Here is a 26,565-nt window from a genome sequence, read left to right as displayed (position 1 = left end):
AAGCCGCTTCAAGTTCAAACACAGATAAATCTATTGCCGTACTTCCTTTTAAAAATTATAGTGGTGATGCCGCTATGGATCCATTTTGTGAAGGTATGACCGATGAGGTTATTTCAAGACTTACCAAAATCAAATCCTTCACTAAAGTAAGTTCCAGAACATCCATATTACTGTACAAGAATTCCGACAAAAGTATACCAGAAATTGCCAGTGAATTGGGTGTTACCCATATATTGGAAGGTAGTTTCCAAAAATCCGGAGATAAAATAAAAGTGAGCCTTCAATTAATTGATGGCCAGGCCGATGATCATTTTTGGGCCGATGAATATACAGGGGATTGGAATAGCAATGATATTTTTAAGATCCAGGCAGAGGTTGCGGAAAATGTCGCAAGAAAAATGGACATTCAGATTTCGGATAGTGAATATGAGGCTATACAAAAAAAACCAACGAACAATGAAGAAGCCTATAGAAGTTATCTGTTAGCAAAATCTCAAAAGTACAAAGAGAACGAAAGTTCGTTCACAAGTGCCATTCCATTGTTTGAAAAAGCAATATTATTGGATAGTGATTATATTGAGCCCTATATAGGATTGGCAGATGTATGGATGACAGGTGGATTAGTCTGGGGGTTATATCCCGAACAAGAAGCTTGGGCCAATGGTAAAAAAGCATTGGAAAAGGCTCAGAAAATAGACAGTTCTTATAGTGAGTTAGAGGATATGTTGTATACCGGTTATTTTTATTATGATTGGGATTTTGAACGGGTTGAACCCTATTATCAACATTGTCTATCAAATTTTATTTTTGATAGGACGCCTGCAATTATAGCTGATTATGCAATAAAGACCGGGAGATATAAAGAGGCTATTGTGGCAATGGATAAAAGTATTGCCATTGACCCATCGGTTGGGATATTTTATACTTTTAAAGGGGAGGCTTTAATGCTCTTAGGAAACAGAAAGGGGGCTCTTGATTTAATGAAAGCTGGCAATACACTTTTTAGCGATAATTGGTGGTATCTGCGTGAATCAGCTAAATTATTGTACTATTTAGGGGACTATGGTACTATTCTTATGTGGTTAAATGGAGTTTATTCTTATATGGATGGAAATAAAAATAAAGCTTCAAAGCATTTGCAAGAACTGGAAAATGAATATGCAAAAGGATCTTCTGGCAGCCCTGCATGGTTCATTGCGCTATACTACTGCACGCTCCAGGAATATGAAAAGGCATTTATGTGGCTTCAAAGGTCCTATGACCGGCATGAAGTGGAACTTACCTGGTTCCGGGAGGAACCCTTGTTGATTCCACTTCGCAATGATCCGCGCTACAAGGTTCTTTATAATAAAATTGGTTTCTCAAAATTAAAGTATTCCTTTGCTGAAAATTAGGTTATCTCAAAACCTGATTATCAATTTTTTTTAATCCCACTTTAAAACAAGAAATAGATATTCCTGCAACATAGGTTATAGGATTATAGTTATGTTGTATGAACACCAAAAAACATTAAAGTAATTGCAACATTCCGATTATGTGGTTATCCCGGAATTATGCCATCTTTAGTATTGTATTAATCTAAAAATCAATATTATGAAAACCTTAATGAATTTTGGAATTGCTTTACTTTTAGTATTCGCTTTTTCGTGCTCTACAGAATCTGAACCAGATGAACTTATTGGTGTTTCTGCAAAAGCATCTGGTAAACAAATGACATCAATAGGAGGCCTTGGGGGAATTACCGGTACTTCAACATTACATAGAAATAAAAATGGGATAACAGTTAATTTCAAAGCAGAGGGTTTACACCCGGGAGCCTATACCATATGGTGGGTAATCTGGAACAATCCTCAAGATTGTGCAACTCCCGGAGAATGCAATGAAGGGGATTTTGCAACACCGGTAGAGGTGGAAGTTGAAGTGATGTATGCAGGCGGACACGTCGTTGGCAAGAATGGGAAGGGAAATTTTTCAGCACATTTAAAAGCAGGAGATGATTCTCCAGAATCAATGAATGAGAGTTTTGGATTTCCTTCTGTAGGAGGTTTGACAGTTGGGAATACTTTTGGTGCAGAAGTTCATGTGGTGTTAAGAACCCATGGCCCTGTGGTACCTGGATTGGTCAATGAACAAATTAGCACTTATAGAGGCGGTTGTGATGAGCCATTCTTGTATGCCCCATTCACAGTATATCCTAATGCAATTGGAGAGTGTGCAGATATAGCTGCTGCTGTCTTTGCACCTGCAAATTAAAAGTAGCTAACACATTTGGCAGCAATTTATATAAACCGAAGTCCTAAGCTTCGGTTTTTTTGGTGATATTTTATTAAGGTTAAAATTAATGGTTTAGGAGTTTCAAATAATTCAGAAAATCTATTCTGAAAGATAATTGTAATTTAGCTCAATTCATTAATTACAAAGTAATTTGCCTTTAATTGAAGTGAACTCTAAAAAAAAGGAAACCCAACTCATAAAAGAAGAAGCCAAACGCCTTGGTTTTTTGTCATGTGGTATTTCCAAGGCCGATTTCCTTGAAGAAGAAGCACCCAGGCTGGAGAAATGGTTAAAGGCTAATATGCATGGGGAGATGGGGTACATGGAGAATCACTTTGACAAAAGATTGGATCCGAGAAAACTGGTGGATGATGCTAAATCTGTTATTTCTTTGTTATTGAACTATTTTCCTTCTGAGCAACAGGAAGCGGATACCTATAAAATATCAAAATACGCCTATGGGCAAGATTACCACCAGGTCATTAAATCAAAATTAAGGGAACTTCATGCCTTTATTGAGGAGACCATTGGTGAGGTAAAAGGGAGGGCGTTTGTAGATTCGGCCCCTGTGCTCGATAAAGCCTGGGCTGCTAAAAGTGGTTTGGGATGGATGGGAAAACACAGTAATCTCCTTACCCAACAGCATGGTTCTTTCTATTTTATTGCCGAACTGATCGTAGACCTGGAGATAGATTATGATCATCCTGTGACGGATCATTGTGGCACTTGCACCGCATGCATTGACGCCTGCCCTACCGAGGCAATTGTACAACCCTATGTTGTAGATGGGAGTAAGTGTATTTCCTATCTCACCATCGAATTAAAGAATGAGATCCCTTCTTCTTTCCAGGGTCAACTAGATGATTGGATCTTTGGGTGTGATGTATGCCAGGATGTATGCCCCTGGAACCGATTCTCAAAATCGCATCAAACTCCTTTGTTCAATCCTAATCCGGAAATACTCTCCATGAGTAAAAAGGAGTGGGAAGAGATCACTGAAGATGTTTTTAAAAAGGTCTTTAAAGGATCTGCCGTGAAACGCACAAAATTTTCAGGATTAAAACGAAACATCAAATTTCTGGAATAATTGGATTGTAACTACATCGATTTAGTTTTAAAAATTTCAACTTTATATTTAAGATCTTATTCAGAACAATGATAAAACCCTATATTGAAAGGTTGTTAATTAGGATTACTAATGCATTCATAATTTAATAAACTGCGCACATTATGAGTTTAATTAAAAAGCCAACCTTAGGTTTTTGGCAAATCTTCAATATGAACGTTGGCTTTCTTGGAATCCAATATAGTTTTGGACTACAACAAACCGCAATAAATCCTTTGTTTTTATTTTTAGGTGCTTCTGAAGAAATGCTACCTATTTTAAATATCGCGGGTCCAGTTACGGGTCTGATCGTGCAGCCAATTATCGGTGCAATGTCAGATAAAACCTGGTCTCCAAAATGGGGAAGACGTAAGCCTTATTTTCTAATAGGTGCGCTAATCGGAAGTATTTGTTTATTTGTTTTTCCGTCTAGTCCAGTACTTTGGTTTGCTGTAGGTCTTTTATGGATTTTGGATGTGGGGAACAATATGGCCATGGAACCGTATCGTGCTTTTGTAGGGGATAAATTACCAGAAAAGCAGATGAGCCTGGGGTATCAAATGCAGAGTTTATTCGTAGGGGCTGGTATCTTATTGGCCATGGGTTCTATAGTTTTATTTCAAAAGATATTTGGTGCTGAGGTCGTTGAAGGCACAGATGTTGTTCCTACCTGGATGTATTATTCTTTCTATGTAGGAGGTGTCCTTTCTATAACTACTGTTTTATGGTCTGTTCTAAAGACTCCTGAAATTCCTCCTTCCGCGGAGGAATTAGAAGAAATCAATCATGATAAGAGCCAACCGATTGGTGCCCGTATTGCCAAGCCTTTTGCAGAAATAGTAAGTGCTATAAGAGATATGCCATCGTTTATGTGGAAGATAAGCGCGGTGTATTTGTTTCAATGGTATGCACTCTTTGTTTATTGGCAATACATTACCCCACTGTTTATGAAAACAATGGGTTATGGTATATCGGAAGCTGCATCGCAGTCCGCTCAAATGAGTTTGACCTATAATATAGTCACCATGGTTGTGGCGCTTGCCCTGGTGCCGCTTACTTTGAAATATGGGGGTAAAAAAATATACGCTGCTAGCCTGGTGGGTACCGGCTTGGCACTCTTCGCAATACCATTTATTGAGAATTCCCTGCTCGTATTAGCACCTATGGTTTTATTTGGAATAGGATGGGCCGCCATGATGGGTATACCTTATACCATGGTTTCAAAAGTGGTTCCTCAAGAAAGAAGGGGAGTCTACATGGGAATTTTAAATATGATGATTGTGATACCTATGGGGATTGAAACCTTAACCTTTGGCTCTATTTACAAATATTTATTGGGGGGCAGTGCCATTAATGCGATACTTTTTGCCGGAGGGTTCTTTATTATTGCCGCTATATTAGCCATGCGCTTAAATGTAAAGCAAGCACAAGTCCGGGAATAAGGTCCTTTAGGACTGAGGAAAGGCTGTGCCGGCAAAGTGATTTTAGATTGTTTTTGCGTATAAAAAGATATACCAGATCTAGTTTCAATCGAATAGTCTGACATAAAATTTCAAATACTAGTAGGATTTCTATTAGTATTCTGGGATATGTTCGTATCCCAAGAATTACTCTTAAATTTGTTTTCTAAATTTAATGTATGGCGAAAGATAAGAAGAGAAGGGAAGCGTTAATATACCATGCCGAACCTACCCCTGGAAAGATCAAGGTCGTACCTACAAAACCTTATGCTACGCAGCGAGATCTCGCATTGGCCTACTCCCCCGGAGTAGCAGAGCCATGTTTAGAAATTGCAAAAAATGTTGAGAATGTTTACAAATACACGGCTAAGGGAAATTTTGTTGCCGTTATCTCCAATGGTACGGCAGTTTTAGGATTGGGAGATATTGGTCCGGAAGCTTCAAAACCTGTAATGGAGGGAAAATGCCTGCTGTTCAAGATTTTTGCCGATTTAGACGCGATCGATATTGAATTAGATACCAAGGATATTGACAAGTTTGTTGAGACCGTAAAGATCATTGCTCCCTCTTTTGGTGGCATCAACCTGGAAGACATCAAAGCTCCTGAAGCCTTTGAAATAGAACGCCGATTAAAAGAGGAATTAGATATTCCTGTAATGCACGATGATCAGCACGGTACGGCTATCATCTCTTCTGCAGCACTGATAAACGCTTTGGAAATAGCAAAGAAAAAGATTCAGGATGTAATAATAGTGATCAGTGGAGCAGGTGCCGCAGCCATTTCCTGTACGAGACTTTACAAGGCCTTTGGGGCAGATGCCAATAAAATCATTATGGTAGATAGGAAGGGAGTAATTCGGAAGGATCGTGATAACCTTTCTCTTGAAAAACAAGAATTTGCTACAGACCGTGATTTTCAAACCCTGGCGGATGCACTAAAAGGTGCAGATGTATTTATTGGTCTTTCAATCGCTGATACAATGACCCCGGCAATGCTGAAATCTATGGCGGATGATCCAATTGTTTTTGCCATGGCCAATCCGGATCCGGAGATCAAGTACAGCCTCGCTGTAAAAACAAGGAAAGATGTGATCATGGCTACCGGAAGATCAGATCATCCTAACCAGGTGAATAATGTGCTCGGCTTTCCTTTTATCTTTCGTGGTGCACTCGATGTTCGTGCCACAAAGATCAATGAAGAAATGAAAATGGCCGCTGTAAAGGCACTGGCTGAACTTGCAAAACAGCCCGTTCCGGAACAGGTCAATATTGCCTATGGCGAAACCAGACTCACTTTTGGAAGGGAGTATATTATTCCAAAACCTTTTGATCCGCGCCTAATTGCGGAAATTCCACCCGCAGTAGCCAGAGCTGCCATGGAAAGTGGTGTTGCCAAATTGCCTATAACAGATTGGGATAAATACAAGGAGGATCTTTATCAACGCTCTGGTGAGGATAATAAAGTAATGCGTTTGCTGATGGGCAGGGCAAAGAACGATCCAAAGAAGATCATCTTTGCCGAAGCAGACCAGCTAGATGTACTAAAGGCTGCGCAGATAGCCTATGAGGAAGGTATAGCTCATCCTATATTATTGGGAAACAAGGAGATTATAACGGAATTGAAGAAGGAATTAGAATTTGATGCAGAGGTTGAAATTATTGACCAATACGGGCAAAATTCACTCGAGAAAAGAACACATTATGCTCATAAATACTGGGAAGCAAGGAGGCGTAATGGGGCTACCCTTTACAGTGCAAAGAGCAGGATGCGTGAACGGAATTATTTTGGTTCAATGATGGTCCTGGAAGGATATGCCGATGGGATGATTTCAGGGTATTCCAGGTCATACGCATCTTCTATTAAACCCGCATTTGAGGTTATTGGCAGAGCGGCCAATGTTTCTAAGGCAGCTACGGTCCATATCATGATCACAAATCGGGGACCTATTTTCCTGGCTGATACCTCAATTAACATAGACCCAACTGCCGAGGAATTAGCCGAGATAGCCAGGATGACAGCAAATTTGGCTGTGGCATTTGATTTTGACCCGGTTATAGCATTGCTCTCCTATTCAAATTTCGGATCCTCGAAACATCCACACTCAAGAAAAGTGAAGGAGGCAGTACGCATTCTCCATGAAACTGATCCGCATCTGGTAGTGGATGGTGAGATCCAAACCGATTTTGCGCTGAATAAAGAACTTCTTCAAAGTCAGTTTCCTTTCTCAAAACTGGCAGGAAAAAAGGTCAACACCTTAATTTTTCCAAATCTGGAGTCGGCAAACATCACCTATAAATTACTCAAGGAGCTACATGCAGCAGATACCATAGGCCCTATTATGTTGGGTCTTAAAAGACCGGTGCATATCTTGCAATTAGGAGCAAGTGTAGAAGAAATGGTTAATATGACGGCGGTGGCAGTGATAGACGCACAGGAGCGGGAGAAGCGCAGAAAAGCTAAAAAAGGAGTGAAAAAATAAGCGTAATTCACACATCTCAATCAGTATAAAACAATTCAATGATCACTCATTTAAAAGGAAGGCTGACAGAAAAACATCCCACACATGTGGTAATAGATTGTGGGGGGGTGGGGTATTTTGTGAATATTTCGTTGCATACTTTTTCCCAACTTCCAAGTTCTGAAAACATTCAGCTTTTCACGCATTTACAGATCAAAGAAGATGCCCATACTCTTTTCGGATTTATGGAAGCTTCTGAGCGGGAGATCTTTAGATTGCTTTTGTCTGTCTCAGGGATAGGATCTAGTACGGCGAGGACCATGCTTTCTTCCATGACACCATTTCAGATAAGGGATGCTATTGCCACCGGGGATGTCCCATCAATACAGGCTATAAAGGGCATTGGTGCTAAGACAGCGCAACGTGTAATTCTGGATCTTAAGGACAAAGTTTTAAAAATTTACGATCTGGACGAAGTTTACCCAAATTCGAACAATACAAATAAAGAAGAAGCGTTATCTGCTTTAGAGGTTCTTGGCTTTCAAAGAAAGCAAGCCGAAAAGGCGGTAGACAAGGTTTTAGGCCAAGATGCTTCACTAAGCGTAGAGGACATTATCAAACATGCGCTGAAAAATTTGTAATTAGTTTGAAAAAAGGGGCAAAAACTTTTCTTAAATCTTCATTTAAGCTATTTTTCCTATCCTTCATTTTCCTTTGGGCCGGGTATTCATGGTCTCAGGAAACTGGGGAACAATCTGTAGACTCTGTTCAAACCGGAGTTGCACTCGGCAAGATTAAAATGCCAAACCCCAAAAGTATTGTTTCCAAATACACCTATGACCCTCAACTAGACCGGTATATTTATACGGAAAGCGTTGGGGAATATGACATAAACTATCCCGTGATCCTAACTCCGGCCCAGTATATGGACCTGGTACGCAAGGAGAATATTAAGTCTTACTTTAAAGAAAAGCTAGACGCTTATTCCGGCAAGAAAGAAGGTAGTGAAGAAGCAAGGAGAAACCTGCTCCCTAATTTCTATGTCAACAACAATTTTTTTGAATCTGTTTTTGGAGGTAATACCATTGAAGTAATTCCACAAGGATCTGTGGCTATGGACCTGGGAGTTATCTGGCAAAAGAATGACAATCCGGCGCTCTCACCCAGAAACCGGACCAATCTCTCCTTCGATTTTGACCAGCGCATTAGTTTAAGTATGCTAGGTAAAGTAGGTGAAAGACTGCAGGTAACCGCCAATTACGATACAGAAGCCACCTTTGATTTTCAAAACCTTGTTAAACTAGATTATACACCAACCGAGGATGATATAATTCAAAAAATTGAGGTGGGTAATGTGAATATGCCTTTAAACAGTTCCCTCATTACAGGGGCCCAAAGTCTTTTTGGGGTAAAGACCCAATTGCAATTTGGTAAGACCACAGTAACTGCCGTATTTTCAGAACAACGGTCACAAAACAATACAGTAGTGGCTCAGGGTGGGGGTACACTTAACGAATTTGAACTTACCGCACTAGACTATGATGAGGACAGGCACTTCTATCTTGCCCAGTACTTCAGAGATCAATACGATGAGGCGCTATCTAATTATCCGTATATCCGAAGTCAGGTTCAGATCACCCGATTAGAAGTATGGGTAACCAACCGGAGTCAGCAAACGTTAAATGTGCGAAATGGAGAGGCTCTGGAAGAGAAAACTCGTATAGGGATAGCCAATGGAGATCCGGTGGGCTTTTTTAATTTCTCCGCAACAAATCCCGAACTGCCAAGGAACGGAGCCAATGATTTTGACCCGGCCCTTATTAACAGTGGAGGTGCATTAACCCCGGACATTAGAGATATTGCAACCGTTGAAAGCGGGTTTAATATTTCAGGGGGGTACCAGATCAACCAGGGATTTGATTATGCTATACTCGAAAATGCCAGAAAGTTAGAACCTAACAGAGATTACCAATATAATACTCAGCTGGGTTACATATCCCTGAATCAGCGGTTGAGCAATGACGAAGTGCTTGGGGTAGCCTTTCAATATACCTATAACGGAGAAGTATACCAGGTAGGGGAATTCGCCAATGGCGGTTTGGATGCAACCACTGTCGCAGGAGGAGTAACGCCAGTGATAACAAACAACACCCTGATCCTCAAGTTACTTAAAAGTAATATTACCAATGTCAATGATCCTATTTGGGATCTGATGATGAAAAATATTTATTCTACAGGAGCTTTCCAGTTGAGTGAGGACGATTTTAAATTGAACATTCTGTATTCCGACCCAACCCCAAGAAACTATATCACCCCGGTAGATCCAAATACGGGGTGGCCATCAACACCAAAGCCCTTAGAGGACCGAATTTTGTTGGATGTCTTTAACCTGGACCGACTCAACGTGTACAGGGACGTGCAACCAGGAGGGGATGGTTTTTTCGATTTTGTTCCCGGGATCACCGTTAATACCCAGGGCGGGCAGATCATATTTACCAAAGTAGAACCTTTTGGAGAATTCCTATTTGACCTCTTAGGCGGGGGAACCTATGATGTGGCTAATGATCAGGGCTATAATGTTAACCAGCAGAAGTATGTTTTCAGGAACATGTACTCCAACACCAAGGCCTCTTCTCTTCAGGATGCTGAGAAAAACCGATTCAGACTAAAAGGAAGGTACAAATCTGAAGGAAGTAACGGAATACCTATCGGAGCATTTAATGTACCCAGAGGCTCTGTTAGAGTTACAGCAGGTGGAAGACAATTGCAGGAAGGGATAGACTATACGGTTAACTATCAGGCCGGGACTGTTCAGATCCTTGATCCAAGTTTACAAGCCTCTAACACACCCATCAATATCTCAGTAGAGAATAATGCTGTTTTTGGCCAACAAACACGAAGATTTACCGGAGTAAATGTGGAACACCAGTTCAATGAGAAATTTGTCTTGGGAGGTACCCTCCTTAATTTAAATGAGCGGCCTTTAACCCAAAAATCGAATTTCGGGATAGAACCGGTTAACAACACCATTTTTGGTCTTAATGGAAACTTCTCTACCGAAGTCCCGTTTTTAACTCGCCTGGTCAACAAACTACCCAATATAGATACAGATGTACCTTCTAATATTTCCCTGAGGGGTGAGGTTGCCTATTTAATCCCAAATTCTCCAAAGAATGCCGATTTTATGGGCGAAACGACAACCTATCTGGATGATTTTGAAGGAGCCCAGGCGCTTATAGACATTCGTTCTTCCCTGGGATGGTCATTAGCAAGTACACCACTTGAATTTTTAAACGAAGGTGAGACCGATCTACAGGTTGGATATGAAAGAGCAAAGATGGCATGGTATACCATAGATCCTATATTTTTTACGAATCAAAGACCTTCGGGGGTCTCAGATAATGATCTTTCAACCAATGAAACCCGTCGCGTTTTTATTGATGAGGTGTTTCCGCAGGTAGATATCGCCCAGGGACAAACAACCGTACAGAATACGCTGGATCTTGCCTACTATCCAACGCAAAAAGGACCTTATAACGCCAACCCCAATTTTGGATCTGAATTGCCTAATGAGAAATGGGCAGGTATCATGCGCTCCTTAAGTAGTACAAATTTTGAGCAATCTAATGTAGAATTTGTACAGTTCTGGGTGATGGATCCGTATGTGGATGGTATTGCAACAGGAACCGGAGAATTGGTCTTTAACCTTGGAAACATCTCTGAGGATATCCTGGCCGATGGACGAAAACAATATGAGAATGGTTTGCCGGGAGTGAATAGCAATGATCTTACCACCAATACTATTTGGGGTAAGGTACCGGCTACTCAATCTTTGGTATACGCTTTTGATGCGGACGAGACCAACAGAGCCTTGCAAGATCTTGGTTTTGACGGGTTAACGGATGCAGACGAAGCTATTCAGGGCTATAACGGTCCGGCAGAGGACCCCGCATTGGACAACTACCAATATTATTTGAATCGTGAAGGGGGTATTTTGGAACGATATCTCGACTTTAATAATGTTGATGGAAACTCGCCTGTCACCGTGACCAATACAAACAGGGGGTCTACTACCTTGCCAGATGTGGAAGATGTGGACAGGGATCTTACTATGAATACCATCAACAGTTACTATGAGTACCGCATTCAGATAAGGCCTAACACTACGGTAAATGATCCTTATGTTACAGACATCAAAGAAGGCATTACTCCAAATTTGCCTAATGGCACCCAATTGAACAGACGTTGGATTCAGTATAAAATTCCTTTAAGCGATTTCACCGATGCCGTGGGAGGCATCTCAGATTTCAGGTCCATAAGTTTTATGAGGATGTACCTTACCGGCTTTACTGATGATGTGGTGTTGCGTTTTGCAACCCTCGATCTTGTTAGGGGCGATTGGAGGAATTACACCAAAACCCTTCAGGAGAATAATGACGACCCATCGGATGATAATACCATAGTAGATGTAAATACAGTGAATATTGAAGAGAATAACTCCAGGATTCCTATCCCTTATGTATTGCCCCCGGGAGTTATCAGAGAACAGCTGAATAACAATAATACCATCATACGGCAGAATGAACAATCGCTTTCTTTTGTAGTGGAAAATCTTGAAGCTGAAGATTCCAGAGGAGTTTTTAAGAATGTGAATATAGATGTACGGCAGTACGAACGCCTAAAAATGTTTATGCATGCTGAAGAGATCCTGAATTCAGATTATCTGGATGATGATATTCCTCTTGTTGGATTTCTAAGAATAGGGACCGACTTTTCAGAGAACTATTATCAAATTGAAGTACCATTGCAATTCACTCCTTTTGGAGCCAGTTCTCCGGAGGATATATGGCCCGATTTCAACGAATTGGATATTGCCCTGGATGATCTGAAAAAGGTGAAGTCACAAGGCATATCAGATCAGACATTGGGTGATGTTGCCTATTACGAGATCGTAAACGGGGAAGTGGTTTCGGTCTCAGAGTTTGCACCAAGGACGCTTGGGCAAATACGGATCGGTATCCGTGGTAATCCCTCCCTTGGGAGCATCCGAAGCATGATGGTGGGTGTTAAGAACATTGATAATACTCCTGCCAGAGCGGAAGTATGGTTTAACGAATTGCGCTTAGCCGGCTTAGATAACCAGGGCGGTTGGGCAGCTATCGCAGCCTTTGATGGAAATATTGCCGATTTTGCGAATGTGTCCGCCACAGGGAGCAAGAGCACTTCGGGATTTGGAGCCATTGACCAGATGCCCAATGAAAGATCAAGAGAAGATGCTGTTTCATATGATGTGGTGACCAATGTTGAGTTAGGCCAACTACTGCCAAAAAGTTGGAACCTGCAGATCCCGTTTAATTATGGAATTTCAGAACAATTAGTGACTCCGGAATTCGACCCCGTCTATGATGATCTTAAGTTAGACGACAGGATCGCTACTGCAGCTACAGCACAGGAAGCCGATGAGATCCGTGAACAGGCAGAGGATTATACAAAAAGGACCAGTATTAATTTTATCGGTGTTCGAAAGAACCGGGGAGAAGATGCGGAAGCCAATTTTTACGATATAGAGAACTTTACATTTAATTACTCCTTTAATGAAACCGAGCATCGGGATTTTGAGATCGCCAATTTGCGGGATCAGAACGTAAAGACAGGATTTATTTACAACCACAATTTCAAACCGGTTTCTGTAGCTCCTTTTGCAAAGAAAGATTCTCTTTTTACCGGCGACTACTGGAAATGGCTTAAGGACCTTAACCTAAATCTGTTGCCCACAAGTATCTCAGTTCAATCTGATATTAACCGTCAATTCAACCAACAACGCTTTAGGGATGTGCTGGAACCTGGTGTAGAACGTTTGGAGTTACCCTTGTTACAACAACGCAATTATTTATTCAATTGGCAGTATGCCCTGAATTATAGTATCACCAAATCATTGCGCCTAAATCTAACCTCCTCTAATAATAATATTGTTCGGAATTACTTTGAAGAAGAAGGGAATCCCAATTCTCTGATCAACCAGGACTTAAATGTTTGGGATGGCTTTTTTGACATAGGCGAGCCTAACAGGCATGCTCAGCAAATGCAGTTGAATTATGAATTACCGCTTAACAAGATCCCGATTCTCGATTTTATAAATGCCCAGTATACCTATACCAGCAATTTTGATTGGCAGCGCGGGGGAGATGCTATCAGAGAGGTCACGGGCGAGGACATTAATACGATTTAAAAAAACCTCCGGGTTATGGAATACGGCTATCGATGTAATTACCATGATAAAACGTCTCAATGTGAACTACAATGAGAACAATGGGCAGGTATTGCCTGGTTATACACAATCTATTGGATTTATTGGGACGGCAAGACCCACCATTGGATTTGTATTTGGAAGCCAGTCGGACGTTCGTTTTGAAGCTGCGAGGAATGGATGGTTGACCACCTTCCCCGAATTTAACGAGCAGTTTATAAAACGCACCAACAAGCAATTAAATATTACAGCCACAGCACAACCTGTGCAAGATCTGACCATTGACTTAGTTGCAGATCGTCAATTCTCAAGTAGCCTGCAGGAAAATTTTAAGATCGAATCTGGTGAATACATAGTACAAACACCCAATACCTTTGGAAATTTCAGCATTTCTACTATGATGCTTGGCACCTTCTTTTCTAAGAGTGACGAATTTACCTCAGATAATTTTGAAACCTTTAAGGACAACCGTATTGTGATCGCTAACAGGGTTCTATCAGACAGGGGTGGGGCAGATGAAGGAGTAGATGCAGATGGTTTCCCAACTCGCTATGGAAATACCAGTCAGGACGTATTGTTACCTGCATTCTTTGCCGCGTATACCGGGCAGGATGTGAATAGGGTAAATCTCGATGCTTTCAGGGATATCCCTATTCCAAACTGGAATATAAAGTATACAGGACTTATGCGTAATAAGTGGTTTAAGAAGAAATTCAAGCGTTTCTCTCTGAGTCATGGGTATAGGGCTGCATATAGCATCAATAATTACCAGTCTAACCTGGAACGTCAAAATGGAAATATAGATCCCGAGAATCAGGATTTCCTATCAGAAAATATCATCAGTAATGTAGTTCTCACCGATCAGTTTAACCCACTGATGCGTGTAGATTTTGAGATGAAGAACTCCATGAGTGTAGTTGCAGAAGTTAGAGCAGATCGTGCTCTTTCCTTAAGTTTTGACAACAATCTCCTTACCGAGATCAACGGCAAGGAATATACCATAGGATTGGGATACAGGTTTAAGGACGTAAAATTTGTGACCAACATAGGAGGTGAGAAGCAGCGACTCAAAGGAGACCTCAACCTGAAGGCAGATGTTACGCTTAGGGATAACATTACCATTATCCGAAATCTGGACCTGGATAACAATCAGATCACCTCAGGACAAAACCTGTTATCTGTCAAATTTACAGCAGACTACGCTTTGAGCAAGAGCCTTAATGCCTTGTTCTTTTACGACCATTCTTTCTCTCAATTTGCAGTGTCTACGGCCTTCCCTCAGACCACAATTAATACCGGGTTTACCCTGCGGTACAATTTTGGGAATTAACCCCGGCTACTTTTTTGAAAACCTAATCAGAATCCGTTACATTTGCCTTCATAACTAATTATTAGAATATGAATATACCATCCGAATTAAAGTATACGAAGGATCATGAATGGATTCGCATTGAAGGCGATTCGGCAACCGTTGGCATTACCGATTTTGCGCAAGGAGAATTGGGAGATATTGTGTATGTGGAAGTAGAGACCTTAGATGAGACCCTGGATAAGGACGAGGTTTTTGGTACGGTTGAAGCAGTTAAGACTGTTTCAGATCTGTTCTTGCCTCTCAGCGGTGAGATCGTTGCTTTTAATGAAGCACTGGAAGATGAACCGGAGAAGGTAAATTCGGACCCATATGGCGAAGGATGGATGATCAAGATAAAAATTAGTGATTCCTCTGAAATAGATGGCCTATTGAGTGCTGCTGCCTACAAGGAATTGGTAGGTGCTTAAACAGATCAGGTATCGTATTGGTTTTATTAGCTGGATGGTTTTTATTACCGTCATGAGCCTGGTATCCTTTGAGGACAATAATTCTTTGGATATAAACATTCCTTATTTCGATAAGCTTGTACATTTCACTTTTTATTTTATTGCAAGCATGCTGGGCGGACTATTTGGAAGAGAAATTTCTAAGGGCCACATAGCCAAAGCTAAAGTATTGGGAATTTCCTTTGTTGGATTGGTGCTTTATGGTATAATTATTGAAGTAATACAAAGTTATATGACCACCTATAGAAGTGGTGAATTAATGGATGTGATGGCGAATTCTACAGGGACACTTTTGGGAACTTTGTTGATAATGGGTGTATTTTCCAAGAGATCTGGCTTAAAATGGGAAAATTAATTGCGATTTTTATAAATTAATAGTTAAATTAGCGAACGTTTAAATCAAGAATTATGGAAGTTAAAAAGAGTCCAAAAGCCGATTTAAGGAACAATAGTAGCCTCTATTTTGTTGCTGGGTTGGCCATAGTAATGGCATTAGTTTTTATAGCGTTCGAGTGGAAGACCTACGATGAGGCCGCAGATTATGATATCTCCCTTAATGTGGAGGATATGCTAGACGAGGAAGTACCGCTAACAGAACAGATTAAGACACCGCCACCGCCACCGCCACCAGCAGCTCCTGAAGTTATTGAGGTAGTAGAGGATGAGGTAGAGGTTGAAGAAACCGTTATTGAATCTACGGAGACCAGTCAGGAAGAAGAGATCATTGAGGTAGATGATGTAGAGGTTGAAGAAGATGATCTAGATGTTGATGTTCCTTTTGCTGTGATTGAAGACGTACCAGTTTTTCCAGGATGTGAAGGAGCCAGTGACAAAAGAGCTTGTTTTAATGAAATGATGCAGAAACACATCATTAAGAATTTCCGTTATCCTGAGATAGCTCAGGAAATGGGTGTTCAAGGACGTGTGAATGTAATGTTTACTATTCAGAAAGACGGAAGTATTGGAAATATAAGATACAGAGGTCCAGATAAGAACTTAGAAGCTGAGGCATTACGTATCATTGAGAAATTACCAAGAATGACCCCCGGAAAACAAAGGGGTAGAGCGGTAAGGGTGCCTTTCAGTATCCCGATCGTGTTTAAACTACAATAATATATACTACATTATAAATCTAAAAACCCTGGCCAAATGGTCGGGGTTTTTAATTTTTATAGGATTCCATAGATTACTCTGTGGTTTTTTGGCTTAAACTATTATAAAAAATTGCTCGTATCGCTTCAGCTGAGATAAATCCACCTCCATGGATCGCATCATAGTTGGCAGTAATTTCTGTATTCGCCTTAACCTGGTCCAGGCTGGCTCCTGTTTTGATGGCCATTTGCACCTTTCCCTTTATGACTTCCAGCATGGCGATGTATTCTGTAAGCTCCTTTTTACTGGAAGGTCGGCCATGCCCTGGAATTATTACGGTCTCATCATTAATGACCATAAGGGCTTTCTTTTGGGTTTTAATAAGTCCTTCCACACTTCCACCACTATTGAGATCAATATACGGATAACGTCCTGCAAAATACGTGTCACCCATATGTAACACATTATTGTTCATAAAATAGACCAGGGCATCCCCATCGGTATGTGCCTCATGTACATGAAATCCTAAAATGGTCTCATTGCCATCGTAAAAAGTAATATTGTCTGAAAAGGTAACTTCCGGTAACATGTTTTCATAAAAAGTTTCACTGATCTTGGCTTCATCCAGATTTTTCTGCTCCCGCTCCATTACCCGGTTCCGTACATTATCATGTGCCACTATGGTGGTTTGAGGCTCGTTAAAACTTGCATTTCCACCGGTATGATCCCCATGCATATGGGTATTAAAAAGAAACATAATAGGCTTATCTGAAAGTTGTGCTATGCTCGCTTTTATCTTTTCACTGAGCCTGTCGAATTGATCATCTATCATAAAGACATGGTCCGTGCCAACATAGATACCTATATTTCCACCTTGCCCGGTTAACATATAAACCTGCGGTGAAAGAGTGTCAACGGTTATAATTACTTCTTTGTTTTGAGCATGGATTGTCAGGATACTGAAAACCAATAAAAGGCCAGTGTTTAGGATGGGTAATAGCTTCATAAGAGGTATAATTTAATCTTTTTTTAAAGATACCATAAAGAGAGTCAATTGGTTGCAAAAATATATGAGGGACTGTATCTTTGCAGCCTTATAATTTTGTAGATGAAGACGGTGGTTGGTACGGCAAAAACAAATACATGGGCATTGATTTTCTCCGATTTCAAGGAGATCACCAAAGCCAGGCTTGCCCTTAGTGTGGTTTTTTCTGCCATAGCAGGATATTTTTTGGGAGCAGATCGGATTGAATTGACAGCAATCTTTCTGTTGGCATTTGGGGGGTATTGTATGGTAGGGGCGTCCAATGCGTATAATCAGGTCATAGAAAAGGACCTTGATGCTTTAATGTCCAGAACCAGAAACAGGCCAATTCCTTCAGGAAGGATGTCTCCTTCTACAGCACTTATTATTGCTGTAATAATGACCATTTTGGGGGTTATAACACTTTATATCCTAAACCCAAAAACGGCCATGTTCGGGGCTATTTCCATCTTTATGTATACCAGTCTATATACTCCTCTTAAAACCAAAACACCTCTGGCGGTTTTTATAGGAGCCTTACCTGGTGCCATCCCCTTTATGTTAGGGTGGGTAGCTGCTACAAACGATTTCGGAATAGAACCGGGAACCTTGTTTATGATCCAATTTTTTTGGCAATTCCCACATTTCTGGGCTCTGGCTTGGATACTGGACGAGGATTATAAAAAAGCGGGTTTTAAAATGCTGCCAACAGGGAATAAAGATAAGGGAACCGCAGTGCAGATAATTATGTATACCGTTTGGATGATCATCATTTCCGTGATCCCGGTATTTGGGATCACAGGTAAACTTTCACTGTCTATCCCCGGCGGCATTATTGTTTTCCTATTGGGAATGGTAATGCTGGTTTTTGCTTTAAGACTATTTGAAAAAAGAGATAATGCCTCGGCCAGAAAATTAATGCTGGCCAGTGTGAGCTACATCAGCCTTATGCAGGTGGTATATGTAGCAGATAAATTTATATAAGTACTATGGATCTTACTCAAGGAACGCAGAAAGAAAAGAATGCCAGGGCCAAGAAAATGATGCTCTGGTTTGGGATCATTAGTCTGCTGATGGGCTTTGCCGGATGGACGAGTGCTTTTATTGTGAGTAGTGTCCGGGAAGACTGGTTAACAGATTTTCAGCTCCCAACAGCCTTTTTTTATAGCACTGCAGTGATCATTTTAAGTAGTTTCTCTTATATACTTGCGAAGAGTGCTGTTCGCAAAAATGAACAAAAAACAGCTGCCAATTGGTTAATTGCAACGCTGATTCTTGGTATTGTATTTATTGCACTTCAGTTCATGGGATTTTCAGAGATCATTGCTCAGGGATACTATTTTACAGGTCCTACCAGTAATATTACCATGTCCTATATTTTTCTGATCGCTGCCGTCCATGTTCTTCATGTGGTAGCTGGGATCATTTCGCTTTTGGTAGTATTGGTTAGCCAATTGCAAAGAAAATACACCCCAGACAATTTACTGGGAATGGAGTTAGGAGCTACTTTCTGGCATTTTTTGGATCTTCTTTGGGTCTATTTGATGCTCTTTTTCTATTTCTTTTAAAACAGAATGAAAAATATGACCTTTTCAGAATGAGAATCGCTTTTCTTTAGATGAAAAAAATGTATTTTTGCTAAAATTATCTTAATACGATCAATACTTTATGGATTCTACGATCACTACAGGAGCAGAGGAAGAGAATGTATGGGGAGGTGGTAACCGACCTTTAGGAGCGAGTTACGGAAAATTAATGATGTGGTTCTTTATTGTCTCGGATGCGCTAACCTTTTCTGGCTTTTTAGCATCATACGGATTTTCAAGATTTAAGTTTATTGAGACCTGGCCAATTGCCGATCAGGTGTTTACCCACGTACCTTTTATTCATGGGAATTTTCCGATGTACTATGTGGCCTTTATGACCTTTGTACTTATTATGTCTTCTGTAACCATGGTGTTGGCTGTGGATGCTGGTCATAAAATGATGAAGAACAAGGCCATCCTCTATATGTTCCTTACCATTATTGGTGGGGCTATCTTTGTTGGATCGCAAGCCTGGGAATGGGCTACTTTTATAAAAGGCGACTATGGTGCATTGGAGACAAAAGGTGGTCGTATACTTCAATTTGTAAAGGCAGATACGGGAGAGCGGGCTGCACTTGCAGATTTTGCAAAAGTAATTCCGGGTGATAGATCCGTTCACGATTACAATGACGGAGTTTGGTTTTATGGAGAAGGAAGTTTGCCAAGCTATACTGTGAATGAAGTTACCGAGGGCTTTTTAGCAGATCCCAATATTCTGATCAGGACCGAGACCATTACTGAAGAAGGTGAAAAGACCTTACTGACCAGAGAAGAATCCCTTACCAAGATCAAAGATGCACAGTTGGTGGTAGAAGGTGCAAACCTTATTCGAAATGAATACGGAAGCCGTCTATTTGCCGACTTCTTCTTTTTTATTACAGGATTTCACGGATTTCACGTTTTTTCAGGAGTAGTGATCAATGTCATTATCTTCTTTAATATTATTTTAGGCACCTATGAGCGTAGGGGCCATTATGAAATGGTTGAGAAAGTTGGGTTGTACTGGCACTTTGTAGATCTTGTGTGGGTATTTGTCTTTACCTTCTTTTACCTTGTTTAAAGAGTCATCGAATTAAAAGTTTATAAAAGTAATACGCATGTCACACGAACATAAATTAGCCATCTTTAGGGGTACAGTGAAATTCAAATCGAACACCCAAAAGATCTGGGGCGTTCTTATTTTCCTTACTATAGTGACCACCATTGAAGTTGCTTTGGGTATCACAAAACCACATATATTAGTAGCCAATACCTTTATAGGAATGAAGATACTCAACTGGGTCTTCATCATACTCACCCTGGTAAAGGCATATTATATAGCATGGGATTTTATGCACCTCAGAGACGAAAAAAGTTCGCTAAGACGTGCCATTGTATGGACACCTATCTTCCTGGTCAGTTACCTTATCTTTATCTTGCTATTTGAAGCAGATTATATTTATAACGTCTTTAAGGACGGCTTTATAGAATGGAATTTCTAACATGGAATTAACAACAAATAAAGACGGTATAACAACCGTCTTTTTTATTTTTGTAAGGCGTTTCAAATGGCTATGAAAAAAACTTTTGTCCTTGTTGTTTTATTTATACTTCCCTTGGTGGCCTATATCTTTTTTGCTTCGGGGGTAAACAACTTTGGGAAACTTCCTACCCTAACTGGCAATGTAGATGACGTTAGCACCTTGGATGCCTCAGTGACCCTAAATGACAAGATCACCATCTTGGGGTTTTTGGGCAGGAATGCAGCCTTAAAAAAGGGAAATGCCTTTAATCTGAATCAGAAGATCTATAAACGCTTTTATGAGTTCAAGGATTTTCAGATTGTCATGGTGATGCCTATTGGTACAGATTCTGTGGTTCAGGAGATCAAAAATGAACTCAATAATCTAACGGATGCCTCTAACTGGAAATTTATCTATGCAGAGGATAAGGATATACTAAATTTTTACAATTCACTGGAAACAGACGTGCCGCTAGAAGGGGATATGGGAACACCCTATGTTTTTATTATAGATAAGGACAAAAATCTTAGAGGCAGAAAAGAAGATGAGGACGAGGGCACTAAATATGGTTTTAATACTTCTTCTGTGGCAGAATTAAATAATAAGATGGAAGATGATGTAAAGATCATCCTTGCAGAATACAGATTGGCCCTTAAGAAAAACAACGCAAAGCGATCTGATTAATGAAAAACAAGTACACCTATGTTTGGGTCTCTCTTATCGTACTGATCTTTGGTATCATCTTTATTCCCAGGATCGTAGACAGAATTAAGTCGGGGAAGGTGGTGGAGAATACCCGAATGAATGTGGCAGAAGGAGTTGATGGATCTTTAGATTATATAACACTAGACGGTAATAAGCGCAGAGTACCTCCTTTTAATTTTCTCAATCAGGACAGTCTGCTTATAAGTAATGAAGACTACCGAGGGAAGGTGTATGTGGTTGAGTTCTTTTTTACAACCTGCCCGAGCATTTGTCCTATTATGAGTGAAAATCTTGTGGAGATCCAGGAAGAATTTAGAGATTTTGAAAATTTTGGGATCGCATCATTTACTATCAATCCGGACTATGATACGCCTATTGTTCTAAAAGCCTATGCTGAGAAGTATGGTATTACGGATATGGACTGGAATTTACTTACAGGGGATTCAGAAAAAATATATGAACTGGCCAATGTGGGCTTTAATATTTTTGCTGCCATTGCTCCCGATGTACCAGGAGGATTTGAACATTCCGGTCTTTTTGCGCTTGTGGACAAGAATGGATATCTACGGTCTAGAAAAGACAACTATGGCAATCCTCTTATTTATTACAGGGGTACCATTAAGTCATCTCAAGGCCAGAATCTTGAGGGCGAAGAAGAACAGATAAGTATTTTAAAAGAAGACATAAAAAAATTATTGGAAGAGTAAGATGAGTGCCGTTACATTAAAAGAAAAAAAAGTGAATAGAGGGATAATGATCATCTCAATTTTGATCCCGCTTGTTGTAGCTATTTTATTTGGTGTACGCCTTCCGAATGTGGAACCCTTAAGTTTCCTGCCCCCAATATATGCCTCTATTAATGGACTTACCGCGCTTTTGTTGATTGCGGCGGTATTGGCTATTAAGAATGGAAAACGTCAATTGCATCAAAACCTGATGACAAGTTGCATTGCCCTATCACTGGTCTTTCTGCTGATGTATGTGGCCTATCATATGACCTCAGATTCTACCTCTTTTGGCGGCGAAGGTATTATCAGGTACGTATATTATTTTATTTTGATCAGTCATGTTCTTTTATCTATTGCCATTATACCTCTTGTATTACATACATATGCAAGAGCCTATTTGAAGAATTTTGAAAGGCATAAAAAATTAGCCAGGATTACCTTTCCTATCTGGTTTTACGTTGCAGTAAGCGGGGTAGTAGTTTATCTTATGATCTCACCTTATTACAGTTTTTAATTATTAGATTTTTATTCAATGTCTAAAAAGACCAATTTCCTACTTAAAAAGCAAATACTCCTGGTATTGAGTTTTATGCTATTACTCCCTTTTGTGGGAGAAGCACAATGTGCGATGTGCAGGGCGGTCCTGGAAAGTGATGACAATACTGCGGTAGCAGAAGGAATCAATAATGGCATCGTCTATCTAATGGCAATTCCGTATATCCTGATCGGGGCACTTTTCTTTTTTATCTACCGAAAAATGAAATCCTGAATTTTCTAAGATTTAACATGGTTTTTACAGGTTTTACTGTAACAAATTAGACCTTTAACAGTCTATATATAGTATCTCATTTTGTAAACACTAACCCAATGTTCGATCTTGAGAGGTGGCAGGAGATCTTCGATACCATCCGAAAAAATAAATTACGCACTTTTCTTACCGGCGTCTCTGTGGCTTCAGGGATATTTATGTTGGTCATTCTTCTGGGTTTTGGTCAGGGCATGCAGAATGGTATCAGCTATGAATTTGAGCAAGATGCCACCACCATTGTTGAGGTATGGCCGGGAGTAACTACCAAGGAATACAAGGGTCTAAATCCCGGTAGGAGTATTCAATTGCGCAATGATAATTACAATAGTTCAAATGCCTTGTTTAGTGATAAGGTAGAGTATAAATCGCCTCTTATTTTTGTACGCAACGTTTCAGTTAACTACGGAAAAGAGGCTCTGGTGTACGGGGTTCGTGGTGTTTCTTATGACTATCAGTTTATCGATAATGCCAAACTAGCCGAAGGGCGTTTTCTCAATTATTTCGATGAGATAAATACAGGAAAAGTTGCCATAATAGGAAGAAAGATCAAACAAGATGTTTTTAAGGCAGTAGACACCCCAATTGGGGAATTTATCAATATTTCAGGAGTACTCTTTAAGATCGTTGGGGTCTTTGACGAACGGGAGGAACGCGAAGAAGAACGCATCTATATTCCGGTTACTACCGCACAAAAAGTATTTAATGGTGGGGATAGGATCAGCAATATCTCATACACTTTACCCCCGGTTGAAAATTTTGATGAAGCGGTCATTCAGGCTGTTGCATTTAAGAATAATTTGCGTTCACATCTGCAACAAGTTCATACCGTAGCCCCGGACGACACCAGTGCTATACAGGTTTGGAGTGCCCTTGAGGAGGCCAAAAGATATTTTAGTCTTGTAGGAAATATCAAATTCTTTTTCTGGTTTGTAGGGATATGTACCATCATTGCCGGTGTGGTTGGTGTGAGCAATATTATGCTCATTGTAGTTAAAGAACGCACCAGAGAGATCGGGATAAGAAAAGCTTTGGGAGCAAAACCCTGGTCTATTATTGGGATGATCTTGCATGAAGCTATTTTTGTAACCGCAATCTCAGGATTTGCCGGACTCATTTTCAGTATGGGTTTGTTGGAAATAGTAGGGCCTTATGTTGAGGTAGACTATGTAAAAAATCCTTCAGTAAATTTTAATGTTGCCCTGGCCACAGTTTTTGTATTGATCCTGGCAGGCACTATAGCAGGATTTTTTCCGGCGTGGAGAGCTGCCCATATCCATACTATTGATGCGCTGCGTGATGAATAAGATAAAAGCAACAAAGAGCTATGTTTAACAGAGATCGTTGGAAAGAGGTCTTGGAGGTCCTAACCAGTAATTGGTTCCGGACCGTTCTTACGGCCTTTGGGGTTTTCTGGGGCATCCTTATTCTAATTATTTTACTTTCTGCAGGTAAAGGACTAGAGAACGGTATTAGGGCAGATTTTGGGGACATCGCCACCAATACAATGTTTATATGGACCCGTAGTACCACCAAAGCACATATGGGTCTTCCAATTGGAAGGAATTTTAGTTTTAAGGTTGAGGACGTGGCAACACTCAAGGAAAAATTTCCTCAATTACGGTATATCTCCCCCAGAAATCAACTCGGGGGCTTTCGCGGGAGTAACAACGTAGTAAAAGGAATCAAAATAGGGGCTTATAATGTCTATGGGGATTATCCGGAGATTATAAAACAAGAACCCATGGCAATTACCTCAGGCCGTTTTCTGAATCACAATGACATTAATGCTAAACGAAAGATAGCCGTAATTGGTCTGGGTGTTCGCAATGAATTATATGAAAAGGAAGAAGAAGTGTTGGGGTCTTATATCAAGATTCAAGGAGTAAATTTTATGGTAGTAGGTACCTATAAGAAAAGGACCAATAATGGAGATGGAGAGGAGGGACAAAAGGAAATATATGTGCCCTTTACCTCTTTTTCCCAGGCTTTTAACAGGGGGAATAATGTGGGATGGATGTCTATCACGGCAAAAGATGGGTATCCTATTTCAGATCTGAAAATGAACCTAGTCAACCAGATGAAAATGACGCATAAGATACATCCGGACGATACCCGGGCTGTAGGTTATTTTGACTTATACGAAGAATTCAATCGGGTGGAAAGCTTGTTTGGTGCCATGAGTTTTATTGGGTATTTCGTTGGTGTTCTGGTGCTCTTATCCGGGATCATTGGGGTTAGCAACATAATGTTGATCGTGGTGAAGGAGCGTACTAAGGAAATAGGAATTCGAAGGGCCCTGGGTGAGGACCCATGGTCTATTAAAAAACAGATCCTGTTAGAGTCTATTTTCCTTACCATAATTTCCGGTATGGCAGGGATCGTATGTGGAGCCCTATTTATCTATGGGGTGAATGCCATATTAGATGCCAATGGCCCGGTAGATATGTTTATTAATCCAAGTGTAAATCTGGGAGTAGTAACAGCGGCTCTGGTGATCCTGATTATTTCGGGTCTGCTGGCAGGATTTATCCCCGCACAAAGTGCTATAAAAGTAAGACCCATAGACGCCTTGAGAACAGAGTAAAATAAATCAATCAAAATAATACTATCAAAAAATGAAAAAATCTATTACTATCATCACCTTGTTGGTCATTGTACTTGCCTTTGGGGCGTCTATGATCTACTTATATCAGAAGAACTCCGAGGACCCTGTGGTGTATGAAACTGAGCAAGCAGAAAGACGCACCATTATTAGAAAAACAGTTGCTACCGGAAGTATTCTGCCCCTGGAAGAGGTACTCATCAAACCTAATATTTCTGGCGTAATACAAGAGATCTATGTAGAAGGAGGCGATTTTGTAAAATCGGGGGATCTGATCGCCAAGATCAAAGTGGTACCTAATTTAAATGCTCTGAATGATGCTAAAAATGGGATTGAAGATGCGAGGATCAACTTGGCAGATCAAAGGCGTAATTTTGAGCGCCAAAGTGAACTCTTTTCCAAAGGCGTAGTTTCAAAAGTTGACCAGGAAAGGGCTCAGGTAAATTATGACCAGGCGAAACAAGCCTATTCTGCTGCCAATAAAAGATATGACATTGTGCAGACCGGCACCACCAGGGGGCTTAGCAATGCAGCAAATACATTAATTAGGGCTACTGTAAGTGGCATGGTCCTGGAAGTTCCTGTAGAAGTAGGGAACCAGGTAATTGAAAGTAATAACTTTAACGAAGGAACTACCATTGCAGCTATTGCAGATGTGAACAAGATGATCTTTGAAGGGAAAGTTGATGAGTCTGAAGTAGGGAAGATCAAAGAGAATCTGCCCCTGGAGATCACAGTTGGAGCTATAGAGAACAAAGTATTCAACGCTGTGCTAGACTATATCGCCCCAAAAGGAAAAGCCGAAAATGGGGCTATACAATTCGAAATAAAGGGGACTCTCAATAAGGGTGATACTGTTTTCATAAGAGCAGGACTTAGTGCTAATGCTTCCATTATATTGGCCCGTGCAGATAATGTTTTAGCCATAAAAGAAGCTCTGGTTCAGTTCGATCCTGAAACCAAAAAACCATTTGTTGAAATAGCCACAGGAGATCAGAAATTTACCCGGAAAGATCTGGAATTAGGGATCAGTGATGGGATCTACGTTGAAATAAAGTCGGGTCTAAAAGCAGAAGATATGATCAAGGTATGGAATGCCTTACAGTCTGAAGGATATGATGGATAAAGTATTTTAACATAATTTTTCGAGAAATA

At 40.4% G+C, this 26,565-nt stretch carries 20 protein-coding genes and 2 pseudogenes; 21 read left to right on the top strand and 1 reads right to left on the bottom strand.

From position 1 onward, the window contains the following. From Q0X72_RS05350 to Q0X72_RS05305, 10 genes and pseudogenes are all read left to right on the top strand, one after another. Window positions 1-1,394: pseudogene (locus Q0X72_RS05350) on the top strand (hypothetical protein); the annotation flags it as partial. 199 nt (window positions 1,395-1,593) lie between these two features. Then, on the top strand, window positions 1,594-2,253 hold the full coding sequence (locus Q0X72_RS05345; protein ID WP_297762614.1) for a hypothetical protein: 660 nt from the start codon (window positions 1,594-1,596) through the stop codon (window positions 2,251-2,253). 187 nt (window positions 2,254-2,440) lie between these two features. Then, window positions 2,441-3,361 carry a tRNA epoxyqueuosine(34) reductase QueG gene (gene queG, locus Q0X72_RS05340; RefSeq protein WP_297762613.1) on the top strand — a complete coding sequence of 307 codons (921 nt, stop codon included), beginning with the start codon at window positions 2,441-2,443 and terminating at the stop codon, window positions 3,359-3,361. 143 nt (window positions 3,362-3,504) lie between these two features. Beyond that, window positions 3,505-4,821 (top strand): MFS transporter, encoded by a 1,317-nt coding sequence (locus Q0X72_RS05335; RefSeq protein WP_297762612.1) that lies wholly within the window; start codon window positions 3,505-3,507, stop codon window positions 4,819-4,821. 197 nt (window positions 4,822-5,018) lie between these two features. Next, window positions 5,019-7,319 carry an NADP-dependent malic enzyme gene (locus Q0X72_RS05330; RefSeq protein WP_297762611.1) on the top strand — a complete coding sequence of 767 codons (2,301 nt, stop codon included), beginning with the start codon at window positions 5,019-5,021 and terminating at the stop codon, window positions 7,317-7,319. A 38-nt stretch (window positions 7,320-7,357) separates the two neighbouring features. Continuing rightward, window positions 7,358-7,939, top strand: coding sequence for a Holliday junction branch migration protein RuvA (gene ruvA / locus Q0X72_RS05325; RefSeq protein ID WP_297762610.1), 582 nt, complete (start codon window positions 7,358-7,360; stop codon window positions 7,937-7,939). 5 nt (window positions 7,940-7,944) lie between these two features. Next, window positions 7,945-14,875 (top strand): annotated as a pseudogene (gene sprA / locus Q0X72_RS05320) (cell surface protein SprA). A 68-nt stretch (window positions 14,876-14,943) separates the two neighbouring features. Beyond that, window positions 14,944-15,324, top strand: a complete 381-nt coding sequence (gcvH, locus tag Q0X72_RS05315; protein ID WP_297762609.1) for a glycine cleavage system protein GcvH — start codon at window positions 14,944-14,946, stop codon at window positions 15,322-15,324. Continuing rightward, window positions 15,317-15,718, top strand: a complete 402-nt coding sequence (locus Q0X72_RS05310; protein WP_297762608.1) for a VanZ family protein — start codon at window positions 15,317-15,319, stop codon at window positions 15,716-15,718. Before gcvH ends, Q0X72_RS05310 begins: the two co-directional genes overlap by 8 nt. 53 nt (window positions 15,719-15,771) lie before the next feature. Next, window positions 15,772-16,476: an energy transducer TonB gene (locus Q0X72_RS05305; RefSeq protein ID WP_297762607.1), complete on the top strand. Its 705-nt coding sequence runs from the start codon at window positions 15,772-15,774 to the stop codon at window positions 16,474-16,476. Window positions 16,477-16,549: 73 nt separating this feature from the next. Here the strand turns inward: Q0X72_RS05305 and Q0X72_RS05300 are convergent, their stop codons facing one another. Then, the gene (locus tag Q0X72_RS05300; protein ID WP_297762606.1) at window positions 16,550-17,461 is read right to left on the bottom strand and encodes an MBL fold metallo-hydrolase; all 912 of its coding nucleotides are present in this window, start codon (window positions 17,459-17,461) and stop codon (window positions 16,550-16,552) included. 102 nt (window positions 17,462-17,563) lie between these two features. On the opposite strand from Q0X72_RS05300, the gene cyoE reads away from it, so the two are divergent. The 11 genes from cyoE to Q0X72_RS05245 all read left to right on the top strand — a co-directional run bounded on the left by cyoE (window position 17,564) and on the right by Q0X72_RS05245 (window position 26,536). After that, complete coding sequence (cyoE, locus tag Q0X72_RS05295) at window positions 17,564-18,463, top strand: heme o synthase (RefSeq protein ID WP_297762605.1); 900 nt, start codon at window positions 17,564-17,566, stop codon at window positions 18,461-18,463. A 5-nt stretch (window positions 18,464-18,468) separates the two neighbouring features. Continuing rightward, a complete protein-coding gene (locus Q0X72_RS05290; protein ID WP_297762604.1) occupies window positions 18,469-19,047 on the top strand; it encodes a heme-copper oxidase subunit III in 579 nt (192 codons plus the stop codon). Window positions 19,048-19,147: 100 nt separating this feature from the next. After that, window positions 19,148-20,125, top strand: coding sequence for a cytochrome c oxidase subunit 3 (locus Q0X72_RS05285; RefSeq protein WP_297762603.1), 978 nt, complete (start codon window positions 19,148-19,150; stop codon window positions 20,123-20,125). A gap of 37 nt (window positions 20,126-20,162) precedes the next feature. After that, complete coding sequence (locus tag Q0X72_RS05280; protein WP_297762602.1) at window positions 20,163-20,546, top strand: cytochrome C oxidase subunit IV family protein; 384 nt, start codon at window positions 20,163-20,165, stop codon at window positions 20,544-20,546. A 72-nt stretch (window positions 20,547-20,618) separates the two neighbouring features. Beyond that, complete coding sequence (locus tag Q0X72_RS05275; protein ID WP_297762601.1) at window positions 20,619-21,251, top strand: hypothetical protein; 633 nt, start codon at window positions 20,619-20,621, stop codon at window positions 21,249-21,251. Then, on the top strand, window positions 21,251-21,979 hold the full coding sequence (locus Q0X72_RS05270; RefSeq protein WP_297762600.1) for an SCO family protein: 729 nt from the start codon (window positions 21,251-21,253) through the stop codon (window positions 21,977-21,979). The genes Q0X72_RS05275 and Q0X72_RS05270 overlap by 1 nt, the downstream gene beginning before the upstream one ends. Before the next feature lies 1 nt (window position 21,980). Further along, window positions 21,981-22,514 carry a DUF420 domain-containing protein gene (locus tag Q0X72_RS05265; RefSeq protein ID WP_297762599.1) on the top strand — a complete coding sequence of 178 codons (534 nt, stop codon included), beginning with the start codon at window positions 21,981-21,983 and terminating at the stop codon, window positions 22,512-22,514. 18 nt (window positions 22,515-22,532) lie between these two features. After that, entirely contained in the window at window positions 22,533-22,769 is a 237-nt protein-coding gene (locus Q0X72_RS05260; protein WP_297762598.1) for a hypothetical protein, read from the top strand. 98 nt (window positions 22,770-22,867) lie between these two features. Then, complete coding sequence (locus Q0X72_RS05255) at window positions 22,868-24,112, top strand: ABC transporter permease (RefSeq protein ID WP_297762597.1); 1,245 nt, start codon at window positions 22,868-22,870, stop codon at window positions 24,110-24,112. Between the two features lie 20 nt (window positions 24,113-24,132). Next, the gene (locus tag Q0X72_RS05250) at window positions 24,133-25,392 is read left to right on the top strand and encodes an ABC transporter permease (RefSeq protein ID WP_297762596.1); all 1,260 of its coding nucleotides are present in this window, start codon (window positions 24,133-24,135) and stop codon (window positions 25,390-25,392) included. Between the two features lie 31 nt (window positions 25,393-25,423). After that, window positions 25,424-26,536 (top strand): efflux RND transporter periplasmic adaptor subunit, encoded by a 1,113-nt coding sequence (locus Q0X72_RS05245; protein ID WP_297762595.1) that lies wholly within the window; start codon window positions 25,424-25,426, stop codon window positions 26,534-26,536. The last annotated feature ends 29 nt before the right edge of the window (window positions 26,537-26,565 follow it).

Origin of the sequence: uncultured Muriicola sp., from assembly GCF_947258935.1 — a bacterium.
Taxonomy (GTDB): domain Bacteria; phylum Bacteroidota; class Bacteroidia; order Flavobacteriales; family Flavobacteriaceae; genus Muriicola.
Note: the sequence above shows the minus strand (reverse complement) of the source record. Positions and strands in the feature narration are given on the sequence as shown.